The organism is Enterobacter sp. RIT637 (assembly GCF_019718755.1).
Classification (GTDB): Bacteria; Pseudomonadota; Gammaproteobacteria; order Enterobacterales; family Enterobacteriaceae; genus Enterobacter.
This window is the reverse complement of record NZ_JAIHAZ010000002.1, coordinates 318,924-334,852: the sequence shown is the minus strand read 5'-3', so window position 1 is coordinate 334,852 and position 15,929 is coordinate 318,924. Positions and strand designations below refer to the sequence as shown.

The window sequence follows — 15,929 nt, the reverse complement described above, 5'->3', positions numbered from 1 at the left end:
ATATGAAAAAATTAGCGGTGGCAGCCCTTATCTTAAGCAGTCTCTCTGGTGGCGCGTATGCGCATGAAGCAGGCGAATTCTTTATTCGAGCCGGTTCGGCAACGGTTCGCCCAACTGAAGGTTCCGATAGCGTACTGGGAATGGGCGGCTTTAACGTCAGCAATAACACCCAGTTAGGTCTGACCTTTACCTATATGGCGACAGAAAACATCGGCGTTGAGCTTTTGGCCGCAACGCCGTTCCGTCATCGCGTTGGCCTTGGGCCGACTGGCGATATCGCCACGGTGCACCATCTGCCGCCGACGTTGATGGCGCAATGGTACTTTGGTGATGCCAGCAGCAAGGTGCGCCCGTACATCGGCGCGGGTGTGAACTACACGACCTTCTTTGATGAGAAGTTTAACGATACAGGTAAAGAAGCCGGGCTTTCCGACCTCAGCCTGAAAGACTCATGGGGTATGGCGGGGCAGGTAGGTCTTGATTATCTGATTAACCGTGACTGGTTAATCAACGCCTCAGTCTGGTACATGGACATTGATACTGACGTTCGTTTCAAAGCCGGTGGCCAGCAGCAAAGCATCAGTACCCGTCTTGATCCGTGGGTATTTATGTTCTCAGCCGGTTATCGTTTCTAACGCGTGCTCTTCAATGCGCCCTGTTCAGGGCGCATATCATCGATTATTTCTGAATCAAATAACGAATCGTTGGTCCATCCTGCTGAATATCCAGCACCGTATAGCCGTGGTTTTTGGCATCCAGCGGAATGTTATTGATCGACTGCGGGCAATCGCTCACCACTTCCAGAATTTCCCCTTTTTTTAGCTGCGGCAGTGCTTCAAGCGTGGCGACAGCCGGGTAAGGGCAAGGTTCACCCACCATATCGAGGCGATAGTCAGGCACGATCTCTTTCATGCGGCATTCTCCTGCGTTTCAGTTTTGACGGTGGCACGACGGAAGAAGCGTTTCTCCTGTGCAATAACCAGTAAAAAGGCGATCAGCAGCAGGGCATAGGTCACCACGAGCCCACCGAGTGGGCCAAAGGTGTTCAGCAGATTAACCTTGTCCCAGTTCGTCGCCAGCACGGGGGAGACGTCATCCCAGTAGTAGGCAAGGATGGTGGAGCCAATCACATTCCCGAGTCCAACCCACCAGTAATGCACCTGACCTTCGACGGCGCGATACATCCAGCCGGTCTCACAGCCGCCCGCCAGCACAATGCCAAAGCCAAACAGCAGCCCGCCGATGACCGCGTTAGGGCCAGCCCACATGATTTTCGGCTCTACGCCAAGCTGAACATAGCTGAAGATGCCGATCGCGCTCACGGCCATCCCGGCAATAATGGCTTTGGCCATCATGGTGCGTCCGGTGATCCACATGTCGCGAAACGCTGAGGTAAAGCAGATCTGCGCGCGCTCAATCAGCAAACCAAAGCCAACGCCGAAGAGCATTGCCAGCCCCAGTTTTGGCTGATTCAGCGCAGTACACAGTGCCCAGGCGATCATGGCGAAAAAGACCAGCATACCCAGACGAAAACGGCGGCGAGCCTGAGTGGGTTTTTGCGTTAATGGCGATGCGGCGCTAACTTTGGTCATTTTCACCGGAATGCGGAAAAACGGCAGAAGCGTGAATTTTGCGCCAAAGTAAGAGCCGATTGCCGTGGCGACAGCAAAGAACCAGGCGTGAAGCGAAAACTGAGGAATACCCGTAAAGAAGGCGGCAAGGTTACAGCCCATCGCCAGACGCGCGCCAAACCCCGCGATAATCCCTCCGACCACCGCCTGCATTATGCGAATCCGGCTTTTGGGCATCCGCAACTTAACGTTGTTTGCCCACAGCGCCGCCGCGAAACAGCTGCCGAACATGCCGATGATCATCATCCCGTCGATGCGGGTCAGCGGTGTGCCGTCCAGATGAATGAGTTTAAAATACCCCCACTCTTCGGCATGCACGCCTGCGAGTTGAAGCAATTGACCACCCCAGTGGGTGAACTCGCCGGTTACCGCCCAGAAGGTGCCGGTAATGCCGAAATAGTAGGTAGAGAGAATGCCCGCCGCGATAACGGCCGGGACAGGTGACCAGAACTTAACCAGGTAAGTCTGTTTGAAGGATTGCCATGACATGAATAAGCCTCTGAACTCAGAAGGTGTAAGTGAATTTAACAGACTGGAATATATATCTTTTTCGTTTGCCTCAAAACCTCTCCAAACCTTTTCTCCAAAATACCGCCTCTTTTTATGACCTCAGTCATCAAACCGTGCTGCGTTTTGATTCTCGACACGGCTGCGCAATTCAGAGAAGCAAGAGTCGTAGATATATCTGATGCTCTGAAGGTGACTCTGGCTAGAGTGCGGGTGGATCCCGAATCGGCGTTAACACCAAAAACGCAATCTTATTCACCTTAACCACCGGGCAGATATAAAAACTGCGCGTTAAAACGACAGGGCTAAGATAATTCCCGCGATATGAGTCAAATATATACAAAAGGGTTTGCTTGAAAGCTGAGTTTTAACAATGCCGCTGCTCAAAAACGACTTTTACATGTATTTTTTCAGAATGTCCTCATGCTAATTACCTTTGCTAAATTAGAATATTCGCATATGGATTGTTAGTCTTTGATTTTGTTACTTTCGGTTATTAAACGATATCAGACATGGAAGTTGGCAATCCTAAGATATTTTGTGAATGGACGCCTTCGTTCGTATTATGTACGTCGAAGGCCTGGTGAGGAGAGAGTGATATGGAAGATGTTGTTTATGTTATCGATGATGATGCTTATAGGCTATTTGTGGTCAAATTGTTAATGGCGAAAGGTTATCAGACTTTTGACTTCAAAAATGCCGAAGAATTTCTCTCCTGCCCCATAGTTGATCATCCCTCATGCTTAATACTTGAAATTAACATGTCAGACACTAACGGGTTCGATGTGATAGATGCCCTGAAGGAACGTGGCTGTACAATACCGATAATTATTCTGACTATGGCTAGCTCAATCCCACTCTGCGTACGAGCGATGAAAGCAGGTGTTCGGGATTTTTTGACTAAGCCAGTCGAACCGGAACAACTTATTAATGTCGTGAAAGATGTGCTAATCGAAGCGACCAATAATTTATTAGAGCAGCAAAGAATATTCGAGCTTTGTAAAAACTATCAGGCATTGACACGACGCGATAAGCAGACCTTTGAGTTGGCGATTAATGGCCTGCAAAACAAACAAATTGCGTCTGAACTGGGCATATCAGAAATTACCGTGAAGGTCCATCGACGTCGGGTTATGGATAAAATGCAGGTTCGTACTTTAGCTGATTTGGTCCATGCTGCCGGTACTTTACAAATTGGTAAGTCCAGATGTCCACCCCGGAAACGTTATTAATAAAGCATAATTGAAGCATTCGTCATTACTGGCCTGTTAATCGCGTTCTTAAATAGCAGCCCGCACGTCAGCAGCATGAAGAGTGATAACCAGGAAGGGGAACCGTCTGGCAGGAAGCCAGACGGTAGAGAGGTTATGCTTTACGCGTCGCCGCTTTCATTGCGGTCACAAACGCTTTCAGCTCGGCCAGCATCTGCTCTGGCTTGTCCACGTTCTTTTCGATGATCTTCACAATCGCGGAGCCGGAGATGGCGCCAGCCGCCTTAGCATCAATTGCTGCGGTGACCTGATCCGGGGATGAAATCCCGAACCCCTGCAGCGGAGGCGCGGCATGGTACTCGGCCAGCTTCTCCACCAGATGATGTAGCGGCAGTGCGGCTTTATTCTCGGCACCGGTTACGCCTGCGCGGGAGAGCAGGTAGGTATACCCGCGTCCGTAGGAGGCAATCTGGCGCAGCAGTTCGTCATCGGCGTTCGGTGGGCAGATGAAAATCGGGGCGACGTTATGACGCATCGCCGCCTGACGGAATGGCGCAGACTCCTCAACCGGCACGTCTGCCACCAGAACGGAGTCGACGCCCACGCGAGCGCACTCGGCGTAAAACTCATCAATACCGCGATTGAACACCAGGTTGGCGTACATCAGCAGGCCAATCGGAATGGTCGGGTGCTTCTGGCGAATCGCCGCCAGCATCTCGAAGCACTGGGTCGGCGTCACGCCGGAGGCAAATGCGCGCAGCGTTGCGTTCTGGATGGTCGGGCCATCCGCCAGCGGGTCAGAGAATGGAATACCCAGCTCCAGCGCGTCGGCACCGGCTTCAATCAGGGTGTCGATAATCTTCAGCGACTGTTCCGGGCCCGGATCGCCCAGGGTGACGAAGGGAACGAACGCGCCTTCCTGGCGGGATTTCAGCTCTGCAAATACGTTATCGTAGCGTTCCATCAGATTTCCCCTCGTGCTTTCAGAATATCGTGAACGGTGAAGATATCTTTGTCACCGCGGCCGGAAAGGTTAACCACCAGCAGCTGCTCTTTTTCCGGGTTCTCTTTCATCATTTTCAGCGCGTGCGCCAGGGCGTGGGAAGACTCCAGCGCCGGGATGATCCCTTCGTTGCGGCACAGCGTTTTAAAGGCTTCCAGCGCTTCGTCATCGGTAATGGAGACATAGTCCGCGCGGCCGATACTGTTCAGGAACGCATGCTGTGGCCCGACGGACGGGAAGTCGAGGCCCGCAGAGATCGAGTATGACTCTTCAATCTGGCCCTCATCGGTTTGCATCATTGGGGATTTCATCCCGAAGTAGATCCCCACGCGGCCATGCTTCAGCGGCGCGCCGTGCTCACCGGATTCAATCCCGTGACCGGCAGGCTCCACGCCAATCAGACCCACGCTGGTGTCGTCGATAAAGTCTGCGAACATACCGATGGCGTTGGACCCGCCGCCAACGCAGGCGATCACCGCATCCGGCAGGCGACCCTCTTTTTCGAGGATCTGCGCTTTGGTCTCTTCACCGATCATACGCTGGAATTCGCGCACGATAGTCGGGAACGGGTGCGGGCCAGCCGCGGTACCGAGCATATAGTGCGCGGTGTCGTAGCTGCCAGACCAGTCGCGCAGCGCTTCGTTACAGGCGTCTTTCAGCGTGGCAGAGCCGCTGTGCACCGGTATCACTTCTGCTCCCATCAGACGCATGCGGAAAACGTTCGGAGACTGACGCTCAACGTCTTTCGCCCCCATATAGATGCGGCATTTCAGGCCGAGCAGGGCGCTGGCAAGCGCGGAGGCCACGCCGTGCTGGCCCGCACCGGTTTCGGCGATGATTTCGGTTTTGCCCATACGCTTCGCGAGCAGCGCCTGGCCCAGCACCTGGTTAGTTTTATGCGCGCCGCCGTGCAGCAGGTCTTCACGCTTCAGATACAGCGTGGTGTTGGTGCCTTCCGTCAGGTTGCGGCATTTGGTCAGCGCGGTCGGACGACCGGCGTAATTTTTCAGCAGGTCGGTAAACTCAGCCTGAAACGCCGGATCCTTCTGCGCGCTGACAAAGGCTTCTTCCAGCTGGCGCAGCGCGGGCATCAGGATTTGCGGGACGTACATCCCGCCGAACTCACCAAAATACGGGTTAAGTAATGTCGTCATCTTCTCTTCCTTAATATGCACGCAGAGTTTTAAAAACCGAGGCCAGCTTACTGGCGTCTTTGATTCCCGGCTCTGACTCTACGCCTGAATTGAAATCGAGGCCTGCGCAGCCGGTTTTGGCGGCTTCTACGCAGTTATCCGGGCTTAATCCGCCCGCCAGCAGGACGTTGTCCAGCTTTTCGCCGCTCAGCAGCGACCAGTCAAAACGCTGGCCGGTGCCGCCCTGGCCGTTGTCGAGCACGTATTTATCTACATGGTTCAGGTTACGTGCGGGCAGAGTGTCACCGACGCTCTGTGCTTTCCAGATATGCACCTGAGGTGCCAGCGCGGCGCGCAGGGCATCGATATACGCCTGATCTTCGCTGCCGTGAAGCTGCACCGCGCTCAGGGATAACGCCTCGGCTTTTGCCGCAACGTCTGCAATATCTGCGTTGCGGAAAACGCCCACGTAGCTGAGCGGAGCCGCTGCGATGACCTTACGCGCCTGCTCTTCGCTGACCGCGCGAGGGGACGAATCAACGAAGATCAGCCCGCCGTAAATCGCCCCGGCTTCATACGCGGCCTGGGCATCCTGTTCGCGGGTTAAGCCGCAGACTTTGTTTTCACCCAGCAGCACGCGGCGCACGGCAGCATTGAGATCGTCATGCTCCATCATGGCGGAGCCGATCAGGAAACCGTTAGCGAAGTGGCTCAGCTCGCGCACCTGGGCGTAGCTGTTAATGCCGGATTCGCTGATGACCGTGACGCCAGAGCCCAGACGCGGCGCCAGCTGGCGCGTGCGGTTCAGGTCAATGGACAGGTCGCGCAGATCGCGGTTGTTAATGCCGACCACTTTGGCTTCCAGCGCGATGGCGCGTTCAAGCTCTTCTTCGTTGCTCACTTCGGTCAGCACGCCCATGTTCAGGCTGTGCGCGACGGCGGAGAGCTGGCGATACTGCTCGTCGTCAAGCACCGAGAGCATCAGCAGGCAGGCGTCGGCCTGATAAAAACGCGCCAGCCAGATCTGATACGGGTCGATAATAAAGTCTTTGCACAGGATCGGCTGCGGCGCGATGCCGCTGACGATCGGCAGAAAATCGAAGCTGCCCTGGAAATATTTCTCATCCGTCAGCACGGAGATGGCTGACGCATGATGCTTATAAATGCCGGCAATACGCGCCGGGTCGAAATCGTCACGAATAACGCCTTTCGACGGGGACGCTTTTTTGCACTCAAGAATAAACGCGGTGCGCGCACCCTGCAGGGCATCATAGAAACGACGTTGGCTTGGTACGACGTCATTCTGGAAACTGGCAAGCGGCTGCTGTTGCTTGCGGGCTTCCACCCAGATGGCCTTATCGGCAACGATTTTCGCTAAAACGGTCTGCATTCTTTACCCTCTTGCCGCAAGTGCGGTAACGCGATCGTAAGCTGCACCGGAGCGCAGTACGTCCAGAACTTTTTGAACGTTGGCCTTCAGGTCTTCCTCACCGTGCAAACGCATCAGCATAGCGACGTTGGCAGCCACGGCGGCCTCGTGGGCAACCTCTCCTTTACCTTGTAATAAGCGCGTGAGAATGTCACGGTTTTCTTCCGGCGTACCGCCTGCCAGCGCTTCCTGGTGATACGGCGCTAAGCCGAAGTCAGCAGCCTCAAGCTGGTAACTCAGAATTTCACCGTTCCGCAGTTCGGCCACCAGCGTCGGCGCATGAAGAGAAACCTCATCCATACCGCCGCTGTGCACCACGGCTGCACGTTGGTAACCCAGCACGCGCAGCGTCTCGGCAATCGGCAGAACCAGCTCCGGGCTATAAACGCCGATCAGCGCCAGCGGCGGGTGCGCCGGGTTGATCAGCGGGCCGAGCACGTTAAACAGCGTGCGGGTTTTAAGCTGCTGACGAACCGGCATCGCGTGGCGGAAACCGGTGTGATACTTCGGCGCAAACAGGAAGCAGACGCCCAGGTCATCCAGCGCTTCGCGGGAGCGCTCGGCGTTCATATCGAGATTAATACCGAATGCGGCGAGCAAATCGGAAGAACCTGACCGGCTGGAAACGCTGCGGTTACCGTGTTTCGCGACCTTCAAACCGCACGCCGCCGCCACAAAGGCGCTGGCGGTGGAGATATTGATGCTGTTACTGCCGTCTCCGCCGGTGCCGACGATATCGGCAAACTGATAGTCCGGGCGCGGGAACGGGGCGGCATTTTCCAGCAGGGCCGTAGCGGCACCGGCGATCTCCTGCGGGCTTTCACCGCGCACTTTCATGCTCACCAGCGCAGCCGCCAGCTGTTCAGGCTTCAGCTCGCCGCGAACCACGGCGGAGAAGAGCTGGTGGCTCTCCTGCTGGCTCAGGGTCTGCGCCTGATACAGTTTTTCCAGAATCGGCTGCAGGGTATTGGTTTGCTCCAGCTTCTGTAGCGCCCAGTCGAGCGTCTGCTCCAGCAGTCGCGCGCCGTTGGAGGTCAGGATCGATTCCGGGTGGAACTGCATGCCGCATACGCGATCCGCGTCATGACGTACCGCCATCACCATGCCTTCAAACGAGGCGTTGATGGTCAGCCCGGCCGGAATATTGCTGCCGACCAGCGAGTGGTAGCGCGCAACCGGGAGCGGGTTCGGCAGCCCGGCAAACATTGCCTGGCCGTCATGTTCGATGCTGGACGCTTTACCGTGCAGGATCTCGCCCGCCTGGCCAACGTAGCCGCCGTAGGCTTCAACAATCGCCTGATGACCGAGGCAGATGCCGATAATCGGCAGTTTGCCGCGCATACGGGTCAGCAGCTCTGGCATACAGCCCGCTTCGCTCGGTGCGCCAGGCCCCGGGGAGAGCATCAGCACAGGGTTTTGCATGGTGGCCAGACGGTCAATCAGGGTCTGCGCCGGGACGTGGTTACGGTAGATAACGACGTTGTGACCATTCGCACGCAGCTGATCTGCCAGGTTATAGGTAAAAGAGTCGATATTATCGAGCAGCAGAATGTCAGCCATCAGAAAATCTCCTGTGCGTGGTGTGCGGTCGCAATGGCACGAAGTACCGCACGCGCTTTACTGCGCGTTTCGTCAGCTTCAGACTGCGGAACAGAATCAAGAACAATCCCGGCACCCGCCTGGACGGTGGCAATACCGTCTTCAACATAGGCGGAGCGGATTACGATACAGGTGTCGAGGTCACCGTGAGCCGTGAAGTAGCCCACCGCGCCGCCGTAGCTGCCGCGACGACGGCCTTCGGCTGCGGCAATCAGCTGCATGGCACGCACCTTTGGCGCGCCGCTCAGGGTGCCCATGTTCATGCAGGCGCGGTAGGCGTGCAGCACGTCGAGGTCGTGGCGCAGTTCACCGACCACGCGGGAGACCAGGTGCATCACGAACGAATAGCGGTCGACTTTGGTCAGGTCCGCTACGTAGCGGCTGCCAGGGGTACAAATGCGTGCCAGATCGTTACGCGCCAGGTCAACCAGCATCAGGTGCTCGGAGAGTTCTTTGTGGTCGGTACGCATTTCCAGTTCGATGCGGCTGTCCAAATCGCGATCCAGCGAGCCGTCGGCACGGCGTCCGCGCGGGCGGGTTCCGGCAATCGGGTAGATCTCAATCTGACGGCTGGTGGCGTCGTACTTCAGCGAACTTTCCGGCGAGGCGCCGAACAGGGTGAACTCGTTATCCTGCATGAAGAACATGTACGGGCTTGGGTTGCTCTTTTTCAGCACATCGTAGGCTGCGAGCGGCGACGGGCAGGGCAGTGAGAAGCGGCGCGAAGGCACCACCTGGAAAATTTCCCCGGCGCGAATCGCCTTTTGCATCTGGCGAACCACGGCGCCGTACTGATCGTCGGTCTGGTTAACGTCGCAGGTCATCTTCTCCACCCGCTGCACCGGCAGCGCGGGCGGCTCTTCCGTCATCTGCTGCTGCAGCTGAGCGATGCGGTGCTCAAGACGATTTTTCTCAGCGGTTGATGGAGAGAACAGGCTAGCCTGAATGCGGGTGTATTTTTTCTGATGGTCGATCACCAGCAGGGTTTCAGCCAGGTAGAAGCAGTAATCCGGGCAGCGGTTACCCTGCTCGGTTTCCGGCAACTCTTCAAACCCGGCGACCAGGTCATAAGCAAACAGCCCACCAAAGAACATCGCCTCGCGCTCGTCTTCCGGCACGGTGACCAGGTTCTGCAGCAGGCGGAAGGCGTCGAAAACGGACAGGGAGCAGAGGCGCGCGTCTTCGTCCAGCAGCTGGCTCACCGGCGGGAAATGCAGAATACGCATTTCTGGATGACGTTCGTTTTCAATGCCAGAAGGCAGGGCGGCGTCCAGCAGCGGCAGCAGCGATGCGCCATTGTCTGACAGCGCCTTGATTGTGACGGTGTCACCTAAAGCGGTAATGCGCAGCGCGCTGTCGACCAGCAGCAGGCTCTTGAGATCGTCCTTACTGTCGATATCCGCAGATTCCAGCAGCAGCGTTGCCGGACGGGCACCGCAGACCTGATGAAACAGCGCAGTGGGGTTGTGACGATAGGCCGCCTCGCAGGTCAGCAGTTCGAGGTGTGGTTTGGCTGTTTGCATTATATTGTTCTCATTTTCTGTTCAAAAAAAAGCCCGCTGGGTAGCGGGCTGGGTATCTGTTTGCATTTCGCAGACGCGTGACACTGCCCGATGATCAGGAAGTACGCCACCAACCGTGCAGAGTGAAATGTGCTGTCATTTTCAGATACCTTTCTCGTGTGAACTTGCGTACTAGTTAACTAGTTCGATGGCAAGTTGTCAACCCTTGATTTCAGAATTTCGCGTTAAGTCGGTATCATGGTGTTTTCGGATGTCTCCAACCTGTTATGGGAAGTGCTTTGAGCGATACCACCTACGCCATTATTTATGATTTACACAGCCATACTCAGGCCTCTGATGGCCTGCTGACTCCCGAAGCCCTGGTTCATCGTGCCGTTGAAATGCGCGTCGGCACGCTGGCGATAACCGATCACGATACGACAGATGCCATTCCGGCGGCGCGCGCTGAGATTGCCCGCAGCGGGCTGGCGCTGAATCTGGTTTCCGGCGTCGAGATCTCGACCGTCTGGGAAAACCATGAGATTCATATTGTTGGCCTGAATATCGATATAGACCATCCGGCACTTACGGCATTTTTGCAAGAACAAAAAACGCGCCGGACTCAGCGTGCAGAGATGATCGGCGAACGTCTGGAAAAGGCGCATATTCCGGGCGCGCTGGAAGGTGCGCAAAAGATGGCGAACGGCGGAGCGGTCACGCGCGGTCATTTCGCCCGTTTTCTGGTTGAAGCCGGCAAAGCGACGAACATGGCGGACGTCTTTAAAAAGTATCTGGCACGCGGGAAAACCGGATACGTTCCGCCACAGTGGTGTACAATAAAACAAGCTATTGATGTGATTCATCATTCTGGCGGTAAGGCCGTGCTGGCCCATCCGGGGCGGTATAATCTTTCTGCTAAATGGCTGAAAAGACTGCTGGCGCACTTTGCCGAATGCGGCGGTGAGGCGATGGAGGTCGCCCAGTGTCAGCAGGCGCCCAATGAGCGCGCGCAGCTCGCGACCTATGCCCGCCAGTTCGGCCTGCTTGGGTCACAGGGGTCTGATTTCCATCAGCCCTGCGCCTGGATCGAACTGGGGCGCAAGCTCTGGTTGCCCGCTGGCGTTGAGCCGGTCTGGCAGCTCTGGGAACAGCCGCAGCAAATTGAAGAGAGGGAAGTATGAGTCAGTTTTTCTATATCCATCCGGATAACCCGCAGCCACGTCTGATCAACCAGGCCGTGGAGATCGTCCGCAAAGGCGGCGTGATTGTCTACCCGACCGATTCAGGCTACGCGCTGGGCTGCAAAATTGAAGATAAAGGGGCGATGGAACGCATTTGCCGTATTCGCCAGCTGCCGGACGGCCATAACTTTACCCTGATGTGTCGCGATCTCTCTGAGCTGTCGACCTATGCCTATGTTGATAACGTGGCGTTTCGCCTGATTAAGAACAACACGCCGGGTAACTACACCTTCATCCTGAAGGGGACAAAAGAGGTGCCGCGCCGTCTGTTACAGGAAAAACGTAAAACCATTGGCATGCGCGTGCCGTCGAACCCGATTGCGCAGGCGCTGCTGGAAACCCTCGGCGAACCGATGCTCTCCACCTCGCTGATGCTGCCGGGAAGTGAGTTTACCGAGTCCGATCCGGAAGAGATCAAAGATCGTCTGGAGAAGGTGGTCGAGCTGATTATTCACGGCGGCTATCTCGGCCAGCAGCCCACTACCGTGGTCGACTTAACCGAAGATGCGCCGGAAGTGATTCGTGAAGGCGTGGGTGATGTTAAGCCTTTCTTGTAAAGGTGTAAGCAGATATACTACGCGGCCATCAAAGCAGGGCCCAGCCCTCTTTTGACCTGATTCGACGCCTGTGAAGGCGACACCTGAGGAAGCTCAATGAGCGAGAAGTTACAGAAAGTGCTGGCGCGTGCCGGCCACGGTTCGCGCCGTGAAATCGAAGCCATTATTGAAGCGGGCCGCGTGAGTGTGGACGGTAAAATCGCCACGCTGGGTGACCGCGTTGAAATTGTACCGGGGCTGAAGATCCGCATCGACGGTCATCTTATCTCCGTGAAAGAATCTGCTGAACAAATCTGTCGCGTGCTGGCTTACTACAAGCCGGAAGGCGAGTTGTGCACCCGCAACGACCCGGAAGGTCGTCCGACGGTATTTGACCGTCTGCCTAAACTGCGCGGCGCTCGCTGGATCGCGGTGGGTCGTCTGGACGTGAACACCTGCGGTCTGCTGCTGTTTACCACCGATGGTGAACTGGCAAACCGTCTGATGCACCCAAGCCGTGAAGTGGAACGTGAATACGCGGTGCGCGTCTTCGGCCAGGTTGATGAAAATAAACTGCGCGACCTGTCGCGTGGCGTTCAGCTGGAAGACGGCCCTGCTGCGTTCAAAACCATCAAATTTACCGGTGGGGAAGGCATTAACCAGTGGTACAACGTGACCCTGACCGAAGGCCGTAACCGCGAGGTGCGTCGTCTCTGGGAAGCGGTAGGCGTCCAGGTGAGCCGTCTGATCCGTGTCCGTTACGGCGACATTCTGCTGCCGAAAGGGCTGCCACGCGGTGGCTATACTGAACTGGATCTGACCCAAACCAACTACCTTCGCGAGCTGGTCGGCTTGACGCCGGAAACCACGTCTAAAGTGGCGGTTGAAAAAGATCGTCGTCGCATGAAGGCGAACCAGATTCGCCGTGCGGTGAAGCGTCACAGCCAGGTCAGCAGCAATCGCCGCTCTGGCAGCCGGAATAACAACGGTTAATCTAAAAGCCCGGTGAACGCACCGGGCTTTTTTGTTTAGTAATCAATCCCAATTTGCGCTTTGATACCTGCATCAAACGCATGCTTGACCGGACGCAGCTCGCTGACGGTATCTGCCAGCTCAATAATATCCCGATGACACCCGCGTCCTGTGACGATAACCGTCTGGTGCGCAGGGCGGTTCTTCAGTGCGTCCAGCACGGCTTCCAGCGGCAGGTAGTCATAGGCGACCATGTAGGTTATTTCATCCAGCAGAACCATATTCAGCGAAGGATCGGCCAGCATTCGCTTTGCATGCTCCCAGACGGCGAGGCAGGCGGCTGTATCGGTTTCCCGGTTCTGCGTGTCCCAGGTAAACCCGGTAGCCATCACCTGAAATTCAACGCCGCGAGGCTCAAGTAAATTGCGCTCGCCATTGGGCCATTCGCCTTTGATAAACTGGATCACGCCCACTTTTTGTCCGTGTCCGACGGCGCGTGTCGCCGTTCCAAACGCGGCGGTGGTTTTCCCTTTGCCGTTGCCGGTAAATACGATGAGGATCCCGCGCTCGTCCTGGGCTGCGGCAACGCGCGCATCCACCTGTTCTTTCAGACGCTGCTGGCGCTGCTGGTGGCGTTCATCACTCATTGCGAAATCCCCGGTTTGCGGTTGGGTTGGGCATCGAAAGTCATCCCGGTTTTACGGCGACTGTCATCGCCCATCAGCCAGAGATAAAGCGGCATAATGTCTGCTGGTGTTTTCAGCTTTTGCGGATCTTCCGTCGGGAAAGCACTGGCCCGCATTTTTGTGCGCGTTCCGCCAGGGTTAATGCAGTTTACGCGCAGATGACGGTTTTGATACTCCTCCGCCAGCACCTGCATCATGCCTTCGGTTGCAAACTTCGAGACGGCATAGGCCCCCCAGTTGGCGCGTCCCTCACGGCCTACGCTGGAAGAGGTGAAGACCAGCGAACCGGACTCAGAATTGAGCAATAAAGGAAGTAATGCCTGGGTGAGGAAAAAGGTTCCGTTGATGTTAACCTGCATTACCTGCTGCCAAATCTCAGGATCTTGTTCATCCATCGGGCGGACTTCGCCCAATAAGCCAGCGTTGTGCAGCACGCCGTCCAGACGGGGATAATGCGTGCTAATGCGCTGGGCTAGTTCCTGACAGCTAGCGGGCGTGCAGGTAAGTAAATCGAGGGTGTACCAGGAAGCAGCGCTGCCGCCAGCAGATTCAATCTCCTGAGCGACTTCCCGGAGTTTTTCTTCATTACGACCCGTCAGGATGACGCTGGCGCCATATTCAGCGTACGTCAGGGCGGCTTCACGACCAATGCCGTCGCTGGCACCTGTGACAAGTATGATCCGGTTCTGGAGCAGGTTTTTTTGCGGTTGATAATGCACGGTGACTCCTCTGGCGCACTGGGGCTTGACGGCGCCTTCTTTTATGACTTTTCGGCTTTATGCCCGAATTAGCCTAATAATTCAATCAGTCTACAGGACGCATTACTGTAAAATTAACAATTTGCAAATATTTAAACTCCAGACCAGGGATTCCTGAAGGCGGCTCGCAGAGGTAATGTCACGAGCGAGACGCATGGGCAGGGCTGTTGTACACTGCCGTGAAAGATTCGTGGTTAAATCAAGGTGGAACGCGTGGAATTACTTTCTCAATATGGGTTGTTTTTGGCCAAAATCGCGACGGTGGTGATTGCCATTGCGGTGGTTGCCGTTCTGATTGTCAACCTGACGCAGCGCAAGCGTCAGCGTGGGGAGTTACGCATCACCCGCCTGAGCGAGCAGTATAAAGAGATGCAGGAAGATATGTCTCTGGCGCTGCTTGATAGTCATCAACAGAAACTCTGGCTGAAAGCGCAGAAGAAAAAACATAAACAGGAAGCTAAAGCGGCGAAGGCAAAAGCGAAGCTTGCCGCGCCGCAGGATGAGGCAAAACCCCGCGTCTATGTGCTCGATTTTAAAGGCAGCATGGATGCGCATGAAGTCTCCTCCCTGCGTGAAGAAGTGACGGCGGTATTAGCGGTAGCGAAACCGCAGGATCAGGTGGTGGTCCGTCTTGAGAGTCCTGGCGGGGTAGTCCACGGTTACGGACTGGCCGCTTCGCAGCTGCAGCGCCTGCGTGAAAAACAGATCCCGCTGACCGTGGCCGTAGATAAAGTGGCCGCGAGCGGGGGGTATATGATGGCCTGCGTGGCGGACAAAATTGTCGCGGCGCCGTTCTCTATCATTGGCTCAATCGGCGTGGTCGCGCAGATCCCGAACTTTAACCGCTTCCTGAAAAATAAAGAGATTGATATCGAACTTCACACCGCGGGTCAGTACAAACGTACCCTGACGCTGCTGGGTGAAAATACGGAAGAAGGGCGTCAAAAATTCCGTGAAGATCTCAACGAAACACACCACCTGTTTAAAGATTTTGTGCACCGCATGCGTCCCTCGCTTGATATTGAGCAGGTCGCAACCGGTGAACACTGGTACGGCACGCAGGCCCATGAGAAAGGGTTGGTGGACGAGGTGGGGACCAGCGACGATCTGCTGCTGAACCTGATGAAAGGGCGCGAGCTGGTTGGCGTGCGCTTCACCCAGCGTAAGCGCCTGCTGGACCGCTTTACCAACAGTGCCGCAGAAAGTGCAGATCGCCTGCTGCTACGTTGGCTACAGCGGGGTCAAAAACCGCTGCTGTAAACAAAAACGCGAGGCATTTGCCTCGCGTTTTGCATTAATCGATCAGGTGATATTTCTCTGAGAGCGTGTGCGCCAGGTATTTAAACATGTTGAATACCGCGGTGCTTTTCGGGGTGGGTAAACCCTGTTCATCAAGGAAATATTCTCCGCTGAAAACAAGCACACCGTTACGCTGTTCAACGCCAGTGGCTTCAATTCCCGCCAGGGTGTCTTCATGATCGCGAATGAGTTTATTTGCTTCAATAAGCAGAGACGCTCGGTCAATAGGTTGGGTCGTACTGTGCATAATCCACTCCTTAAACAATGACAGTAGTTTACGCCCGGGGCGCGTTGGGGGCAAATTTTCCCTGTAATCTGAGAGGGTAAGGCGAAGGGGTCTGGCTGGCATGATTTGCTTTTGCATGCTAATAAAGTTGCGTAACGAATTTTATCAGGTACAGTGTGCGCTTTCGTCATTCTGG

The 15,929-nt window shown here is 55.6% G+C and carries 17 protein-coding genes and 1 other annotated feature; of the genes, 6 read left to right on the top strand and 11 right to left on the bottom strand.

What is annotated here, in order from left to right; genetic code table 11:
• Positions 1–2 precede the first annotated feature (2 nt).
• Entirely contained in the window at positions 3–635 is a 633-nt protein-coding gene (gene ompW / locus K5E19_RS05130) for an outer membrane protein OmpW (protein ID WP_221550271.1), read from the top strand.
• Positions 636–678: 43 nt separating this feature from the next.
• On the opposite strand, the gene yedF is transcribed toward ompW, so the two are convergent.
• Together yedF and yedE are read right to left on the bottom strand one after the other, a co-directional pair.
• Positions 679–912 carry a sulfurtransferase-like selenium metabolism protein YedF gene (gene yedF, locus K5E19_RS05125; protein WP_003856774.1) on the bottom strand — a complete coding sequence of 78 codons (234 nt, stop codon included), beginning with the start codon at positions 910–912 and terminating at the stop codon, positions 679–681.
• On the bottom strand, positions 909–2,120 hold the full coding sequence (yedE, locus tag K5E19_RS05120) for a selenium metabolism membrane protein YedE/FdhT (protein WP_221550270.1): 1,212 nt from the start codon (positions 2,118–2,120) through the stop codon (positions 909–911). Before yedE ends, yedF begins: the two co-directional genes overlap by 4 nt.
• A gap of 617 nt (positions 2,121–2,737) precedes the next feature.
• On the opposite strand from yedE, the gene K5E19_RS05115 reads away from it, so the two are divergent.
• Positions 2,738–3,370, top strand: a complete 633-nt coding sequence (locus tag K5E19_RS05115; protein ID WP_221550269.1) for a response regulator transcription factor — start codon at positions 2,738–2,740, stop codon at positions 3,368–3,370.
• Between the two features lie 133 nt (positions 3,371–3,503).
• On the opposite strand, the gene trpA is transcribed toward K5E19_RS05115, so the two are convergent.
• From trpA to trpL, 6 genes are all read right to left on the bottom strand, one after another.
• The gene (gene trpA / locus K5E19_RS05110; RefSeq protein WP_023312082.1) at positions 3,504–4,313 is read right to left on the bottom strand and encodes a tryptophan synthase subunit alpha; all 810 of its coding nucleotides are present in this window, start codon (positions 4,311–4,313) and stop codon (positions 3,504–3,506) included.
• On the bottom strand, positions 4,313–5,506 hold the full coding sequence (trpB, locus tag K5E19_RS05105) for a tryptophan synthase subunit beta (RefSeq protein ID WP_221550268.1): 1,194 nt from the start codon (positions 5,504–5,506) through the stop codon (positions 4,313–4,315). The genes trpA and trpB overlap by 1 nt, the downstream gene beginning before the upstream one ends.
• A gap of 10 nt (positions 5,507–5,516) precedes the next feature.
• A complete protein-coding gene (gene trpCF / locus K5E19_RS05100; protein WP_221550267.1) occupies positions 5,517–6,875 on the bottom strand; it encodes a bifunctional indole-3-glycerol-phosphate synthase TrpC/phosphoribosylanthranilate isomerase TrpF in 1,359 nt (452 codons plus the stop codon).
• 3 nt (positions 6,876–6,878) lie between these two features.
• A complete protein-coding gene (gene trpD, locus K5E19_RS05095; protein WP_221550266.1) occupies positions 6,879–8,474 on the bottom strand; it encodes a bifunctional anthranilate synthase glutamate amidotransferase component TrpG/anthranilate phosphoribosyltransferase TrpD in 1,596 nt (531 codons plus the stop codon).
• Entirely contained in the window at positions 8,474–10,036 is a 1,563-nt protein-coding gene (locus tag K5E19_RS05090) for an anthranilate synthase component 1 (protein ID WP_221550265.1), read from the bottom strand. Before K5E19_RS05090 ends, trpD begins: the two co-directional genes overlap by 1 nt.
• A 23-nt stretch (positions 10,037–10,059) precedes the next feature.
• Positions 10,060–10,154 (bottom strand) — a sequence feature (Trp leader region).
• Complete coding sequence (trpL, locus tag K5E19_RS24360) at positions 10,131–10,175, bottom strand: trp operon leader peptide (protein ID WP_106993556.1); 45 nt, start codon at positions 10,173–10,175, stop codon at positions 10,131–10,133. It overlaps the preceding feature by 24 nt.
• Positions 10,176–10,314: 139 nt before the next feature.
• Here trpL and rnm point away from each other — a divergent pair, with 139 nt between their 5' ends.
• From rnm to rluB, 3 genes are all read left to right on the top strand, one after another.
• Complete coding sequence (gene rnm, locus K5E19_RS05080; protein WP_193940674.1) at positions 10,315–11,196, top strand: RNase RNM; 882 nt, start codon at positions 10,315–10,317, stop codon at positions 11,194–11,196.
• The gene (locus K5E19_RS05075; RefSeq protein ID WP_003856793.1) at positions 11,193–11,813 is read left to right on the top strand and encodes an L-threonylcarbamoyladenylate synthase; all 621 of its coding nucleotides are present in this window, start codon (positions 11,193–11,195) and stop codon (positions 11,811–11,813) included. Before rnm ends, K5E19_RS05075 begins: the two co-directional genes overlap by 4 nt.
• A 96-nt stretch (positions 11,814–11,909) precedes the next feature.
• Entirely contained in the window at positions 11,910–12,785 is an 876-nt protein-coding gene (gene rluB, locus K5E19_RS05070) for a 23S rRNA pseudouridine(2605) synthase RluB (RefSeq protein WP_008502809.1), read from the top strand.
• Positions 12,786–12,820: 35 nt separating this feature from the next.
• Here the strand turns inward: rluB and cobO are convergent, their stop codons facing one another.
• Together cobO and K5E19_RS05060 are read right to left on the bottom strand one after the other, a co-directional pair.
• Positions 12,821–13,411: a cob(I)yrinic acid a,c-diamide adenosyltransferase gene (cobO, locus tag K5E19_RS05065; RefSeq protein WP_221550264.1), complete on the bottom strand. Its 591-nt coding sequence runs from the start codon at positions 13,409–13,411 to the stop codon at positions 12,821–12,823.
• On the bottom strand, positions 13,408–14,169 hold the full coding sequence (locus tag K5E19_RS05060) for a YciK family oxidoreductase (RefSeq protein ID WP_221550263.1): 762 nt from the start codon (positions 14,167–14,169) through the stop codon (positions 13,408–13,410). Before K5E19_RS05060 ends, cobO begins: the two co-directional genes overlap by 4 nt.
• Before the next feature lie 252 nt (positions 14,170–14,421).
• On the opposite strand from K5E19_RS05060, the gene sohB reads away from it, so the two are divergent.
• Entirely contained in the window at positions 14,422–15,468 is a 1,047-nt protein-coding gene (gene sohB, locus K5E19_RS05055; protein ID WP_221550262.1) for a protease SohB, read from the top strand.
• Between the two features lie 34 nt (positions 15,469–15,502).
• On the opposite strand, the gene K5E19_RS05050 is transcribed toward sohB, so the two are convergent.
• Positions 15,503–15,754 carry a YciN family protein gene (locus tag K5E19_RS05050; RefSeq protein ID WP_010431772.1) on the bottom strand — a complete coding sequence of 84 codons (252 nt, stop codon included), beginning with the start codon at positions 15,752–15,754 and terminating at the stop codon, positions 15,503–15,505.
• Positions 15,755–15,929 lie beyond the last annotated feature (175 nt).